The 5,569-nt window shown below is 62.0% G+C and carries 5 protein-coding genes; 2 read left to right on the forward strand and 3 right to left on the reverse strand.

Annotated elements, in window-relative coordinates:
- Nucleotides 1-104: 104 nt before the first annotated feature.
- The 3 genes from hbdH to FHK92_RS20210 form a co-directional block, all read right to left on the reverse strand.
- On the reverse strand, nt 105-881 hold the full coding sequence (gene hbdH / locus FHK92_RS20200; RefSeq protein ID WP_181289620.1) for a 3-hydroxybutyrate dehydrogenase: 777 nt from the start codon (nt 879-881) through the stop codon (nt 105-107).
- Between the two features lie 7 nt (nt 882-888).
- The gene (locus FHK92_RS20205) at nt 889-2,280 is read right to left on the reverse strand and encodes a GntP family permease (protein WP_181289621.1); all 1,392 of its coding nucleotides are present in this window, start codon (nt 2,278-2,280) and stop codon (nt 889-891) included.
- A gap of 301 nt (nt 2,281-2,581) precedes the next feature.
- Nucleotides 2,582-3,997, reverse strand: coding sequence for a sigma-54 interaction domain-containing protein (locus FHK92_RS20210; RefSeq protein WP_181289622.1), 1,416 nt, complete (start codon nt 3,995-3,997; stop codon nt 2,582-2,584).
- Between the two features lie 164 nt (nt 3,998-4,161).
- Here FHK92_RS20210 and FHK92_RS20215 point away from each other — a divergent pair, with 164 nt between their 5' ends.
- Nucleotides 4,162-4,377, forward strand: coding sequence for a TIGR02450 family Trp-rich protein (locus FHK92_RS20215; protein ID WP_181289623.1), 216 nt, complete (start codon nt 4,162-4,164; stop codon nt 4,375-4,377).
- A 115-nt stretch (nt 4,378-4,492) separates the two neighbouring features.
- The coding region (locus FHK92_RS20220) for a methyl-accepting chemotaxis protein (RefSeq protein ID WP_181289624.1) at nt 4,493-5,569 on the forward strand (1,077 nt) is incomplete at its 3' end.

A 5,569-nucleotide genomic window follows, 5' to 3' on the forward strand; every position in this document is an offset into this window, starting at 1 on the left:
GAGGGAGCTTGCTCCCGCTGGCCTGCGAAGCGGGCCCAAGAGGCGTCTGCTGCGCAGCCGAGCGGGAGCAAGCTCCCTCGCCACAAAAGCTTGGTGCTGCGGGTTTATTGCGCCAACCACCCGCCATCAATATTCCACGCCGCGCCGCGCACCTGACTGCCCGCTTCGCTGCAGAGGAACAGCACCAGTTCACCCAGTTGCGGCGGGGTGACGAATTCCAGGGACGGCTGCTTCTCGGCTAGCAAATCATGCTGGGCCTGTTGCGGGTCCACACCCGTGGCGATGCGATCGTCGATCTGTTTCTGCACCAGCGGCGTCAGCACCCAGCCCGGGCAAATGGCGTTGCAGGTCACGTTGCTGGTAGCGGTTTCCAGGCCGACCACCTTGGTCAGGCCGATCACCCCATGCTTGGCCGCGACGTACGCCGCCTTGCCCACCGAACCGACCTGGCCGTGCACCGAGGCGATGTTGACGATCCGCCCCCAGCCCTTGGCGCGCATGCCCGGCAGACTCAGGCGGGTGGCGTGGAACACCGAGGACAGGTTAATGGCGATGATCGAATCCCAGCGCTCCACCGGGAAATCCTCCACCGCGGCCACGTGCTGGATGCCGGCGTTGTTCACCAGGATGTCGACGCCACCGAAGTCGCGCTCGGCGTAGGCGAGCATGTCGGCGATCTGCGCCGGGTCGCTGACGTCGGCCGGATGGTGGCCGACCTTGACGCCGTGTTGCGCGACTTCGGCGACGACCGCCGAAGCATCGCCAAAACCATTGAGAATCAGGTTGGCGCCGGCCTTGGCCAGGCTCAGGGCGATGCCCAGGCCGATGCCACTGGTAGAGCCGGTGACCAGGGCAGTCTTGCCCGCAAGAGTGGTTGTCATGAGTACCTCACACAATGCCAGTGGCGTAGAACACACCGATCACGAAGAACACCGCGAGGGTCTTGATCAGCGTAATGCAGAAGATATCTTTGTAGGCTTCGCGGTGGGTCAGCCCGGTCACCGCCAGCAGGGTAATTACCGCGCCGTTGTGGGGCAGGGTGTCCATGCCGCCGCTGGCCATGGCGGCCACCCGGTGCAGCACTTCCAGCGGGATGTTGGCGGCATTGGCAGCGTTGATGAAGGTTTGCGACATCGCCGCCAGGGCGATGCTCATGCCACCCGACGCGGAGCCGGTGATGCCCGCCAGCAGCGTCACGGTCACGGCTTCGTTGACCAGCGGATTAGGGATGCTCTTGAGCCAGTCGGCCAGCACCAGGAAACCAGGCAAGGAGGCGATCACCGCACCGAAACCGTATTCCGACGCGGTGTTCATCGCCGCGAGCAATGCACCGCCCACCGCGCTCTTGCTGCCTTCGGCCAGTTTGCTGCGGATGGCCCGGAAACCGAACAGCAGCACCATCACGATGCCCACCAGCAAGGCCGCTTGCACGGCCCAGATCGCGGTGAGCTTGGCGACGTCGCTGGTCACCGGTGCCGCCATGCCCGGCAGCGCCAGGCTGTGGGTCTTGCCGTACCACTGGGGAATCCACTGGGTGAACAACAGGTTCATGATCCCCACCGCCAGCAGCGGCGAAACGGCGATCCAGGGGTTGGGCAGCTTGATGTCTTCGGCGGTCTCCGGCTCGTTGCGCAGCTCGGTGCCGTAGCCCTCGCCCAGACGCAGGGCCTTGTTGCGCTGGCGCTGCAAGAACAGCATGCCGATGCTGAACACGAACAGCGTGCCGATCACCCCCAGCCACGGTGCCGCCCAGGCGGTGGTGTTGAAGAAGGTGCTCGGGATGATGTTCTGGATCTGCGGTGTGCCGGGCAGGGCGTCCATGGTGAACGAGAACGCGCCGAGGGCAATGGTGGCCGGGATCAGCCGCTTGGGGATATTGCTCTGGCGGAACATTTCGGCCGCGAACGGATAAACCGCGAAGACCACGACGAACAGCGACACGCCGCCATAAGTGAGCAGCGCGCAGACCAGCACGATCACCAACATGGCCTGGCGCGTGCCCAATAGGCGAATCGCCGCCGCGACGATGGAGCGGGAGAAACCCGACAGCTCGATCAGCTTGCCGAACACCGCGCCGAGCAGGAAGACCGGGAAGTACAGCTTGATGAACCCGACCATTTTTTCCATGAACACCCCGGTGAATGCAGGGGCGACGGCGGACGGATCGGTGAGCAGGACCGCGCCGAGGGCGGCGATGGGGGCGAAGAGGATAACGCTGTAGCCACGGTAGGCGGCAACCATCAGCAGCGCGAGGGCTGCCAAGGCAATGATCACACTCATGGTGTGTCTCCTGGATTGTTATTTTTGTGGGTGATGCTGTGGACGGGGCTATAGCGAGTTTTGTGCCAGGTAGGTAACTTATTGAAATATAAGAAATTTATGGATGATGGCGAGGAGGGGTTGAGAATTTTGTCTCTGTTTCGAGATTTTTGTTGAGTTTGCTGGCCTCATCGCGAGCAAGCTCGCTCCCACAGGTGGTCTCGGTATCAGGAAGAACGTCGATTCCTGTGGGAGCGAGCTTGCTCGCGATGAGCGCAAAGCGCTCCAAATGAGGAGTCTACTTATGGAGAGCCTTGTCTCTTTATTGAGACTCCGCAATCCCCAACGCCACCATCTTCTTGTACAGCGTCGACCGTCCGAGCCCCAACCGCTCGGCAGCCTCGATCACCCGCCCACCGCATTGCGCGAGGGTGGTTTCGATCAGATGCCGGTCGAATCGGGCCCGGGCCTGGCTGAAGGTTTCCTGGGGCAACGGCTCCAGGCGCGGACTAGTCGCGCGAACGACCGGCGTGAAGGTGCCGATGGCGGCGCGAATATCAGCGGCGGTGAGCACCAGGTCGTCACTGAGCAGCGCCGCGCGTTCCAGCACGTTGCGCAATTCCCGGATATTGCCCGGCCACGCATGCTGGCCCAGCAGGTCGAGGGCGTCGCGGTGCAGTTCGTGCTGGCTACGTAATTCTTCGAGAATCGCCTCGCTCAGGGCTGGCAAGTCATCCAGGCGCTCGCGCAGCGGCGGGACCTGGATCGGCAATACGTTGAGGCGGTAATACAGATCCGCGCGAAATTCGCCGCGCTTGATCGCGGCTTCCAGGTCGGTGGATGTCGCGGCGATCACCCGGACATCGCTTTGCAGCACCTCGTTGGAGCCGACCGGTTCGTATTCTTTTTCCTGTAGCACGCGCAGCAGTTTGCTTTGCAAGGGCAGCGGCATGTCGCCGATTTCGTCGAGGAACAAAGTCCCGCCCTGGGCGATTTGCAGTTTGCCGGCGCGGCCCTTGCGGTCGGCACCGGTGAAAGCCCCAGGCGCCGTGCCGAAGAATTCGGCTTCCAGCAGAGATTCTGGAATGGCGGCGCTGTTGATGCTGACAAATGCCTTGTGCGCACGCGGCGAGGCACTGTGGATCGCCTGGGCCAGCAACTCCTTGCCGGTGCCGGTTTCACCGAGCAGCAGCACCGGCGAATCGGTGCTGGCGCTGCGCCGGGCGCGGCGCTTGACTTCAAGGCCCGCGCTGCTGGTGCCAATGAAATGGGCAAAGTTGTACTTGGTCTGCCGCGCCCGCAGCAGTGAGCGGGTGGACGCCAGTTCTTCCTGCATGCTCAGGTAGCGCTTGAGCATCGGCGACAGGCTGCGCAATTCGTCGAACAGGGCGAAGCCGATGGCGCCGATCACCGCGCCGGCGTTGTCATGGATCGGCAGGCGCATGACCACCAACGGTTCCTTGGGCGTGTCCTGCATGTCCAGCAAGATCGGCCGCCCGGTGCGCACCACCTCACGCAGCAGGCTGCCCGGGATGACGCTTTCGCATGCGCGGCCGATGGCTTCCTGCGCCGAATTCAGGCCGAAGCGACGGGCATAGCGTTCGTTCATCCAGACGATATTGGCGTCACGGTCGACAATCACCGTGCCTTCGCTGGACTGCTCAATGATCTCGAACAACGAGCGGATCGCCAGCGTGCGCACGCGCTTGTAATCCTTGAGACTTTCGGTGGGGTTCATCGGCCATTTCCAGGGAGGACAGGCTTGCGGTAGGGAGCCGGTCGTTTGGCGGCATTATGCCGAGGCATGGACGCTGTTCAACACTCCCTTCTGAATCGTCGTGGTGAGGTGATCGATAAACTTGTACAGTTGCTCGACTCTGTACATAAAAAAGCGAACGGACCATGAACAAATTCAACCCTCGGAAGCTCAAGCTTTCCAAGTGGACGGCGTGCGAGCCGGTCAATCGGGAAAAGCATTTCCTCGTCGTCCAGTTGCTTTGCGACGAACAGGGAAGACCGACCCAGGTCGAGATGCAAGCCGTTCACAGCGCACGCAGCGAGCTTTTGGACTGGCAGGCGCTACGGGATAGCCGGCGTTGGAAGATGGGCTGGAGCTGAGGATCGAGCTGCGCAAAGAGAAAATTCTTTATCTTGTACAGAAATATAAAACTGTACAGGTTTTGATGAGTGATGGCTTAATGCTGCCCAGTCAACCTCTCGGGGAGCGGTACCCATGTTCATTCGCACTCGCAAGCATCAGGACGCTTTGCAAGACATCCAAGCCAGGCAGGCAGTTCTTGAAGCGGAGCGGGTAGCGCTTCAGGGTTCCATGGCAATGGTCGAATTCACGGTAACGGGAGAAGTGCTCGGCGCCAGCGCGCCTTTCCTCCGAATGACCGGCTATTCACCCGACGAGATCATCGGCAAGCACTACTCGATGTTCTGTGAACCCGCCTACGTGCGCAGCGGGGAACACGCGGCGTTATGGCGGCAGCTAGGGCGGGGGGAAAGCGCCGAGGCGCAATTTCTACACCGGCGGCGCGAGGGCGATGGGATCTGGGTAGAGGCCTGCTATGTCCCCGTGTGTACGCAGGGCTCGGGCGTGCAACGCATTGTCCAGATCGTTCGCGACAGCCACGAACGCGTGCTTCGTGCCCAGGCCGAGTCCAGTGTCATGCAGGCGATCGATCGTTCCATGGCAGTCATCGAGTTCGACCTGAGCGGTACCGTGCTGCGGGCCAACGACAACTTCCTCAAGGTCATGGGGTATCGACGCGAAGAAGTGCTCGGCCAGCACCACCGCCTGTTCTGCAAACCCAACGAAGTGCAGGACGAAGCCTATCGCGGCTTTTGGGCCGCGCTGAACCGTGGCCAATACATGAGCGGGCTGTTCCAGCGCGTCGACAAGCGAGGCGCGACGGTCTGGCTGCAAGCGACGTACAACCCGCTCTACGATGCCAATGGCCGCTTGTATGGCGTGGTCAAGTTCGCCACCGACAGCACTCGCGAGGTCGACCAGCGCCAGACTGAATCAAAAGCGGCGCGACTGGCCTTCGAAACATCGCGACAAACCGATGAGCACACGCAACTGGGAACCTCGGTTGTCCAGCAAACCGTGACGGTGGTGCAGAGCATTGCCGATGAATTGCAACAGGTCGCCCTGGGCATTGGCGCCTTGAGTGCCCAGTCCGAAGAGATCGGCAGCATTGTCGATGCCATCCGCGGCATTGCCGAACAGACCAACCTGCTGGCGCTGAATGCCGCCATCGAAGCAGCCCGGGCCGGGGAGCAGGGGCGTGGTTTCGCGGTG

The sequence above is a fragment of the Pseudomonas brassicacearum subsp. neoaurantiaca genome, from assembly GCF_013608025.1.
Lineage (GTDB): Bacteria > Pseudomonadota > Gammaproteobacteria > Pseudomonadales > Pseudomonadaceae > Aquipseudomonas.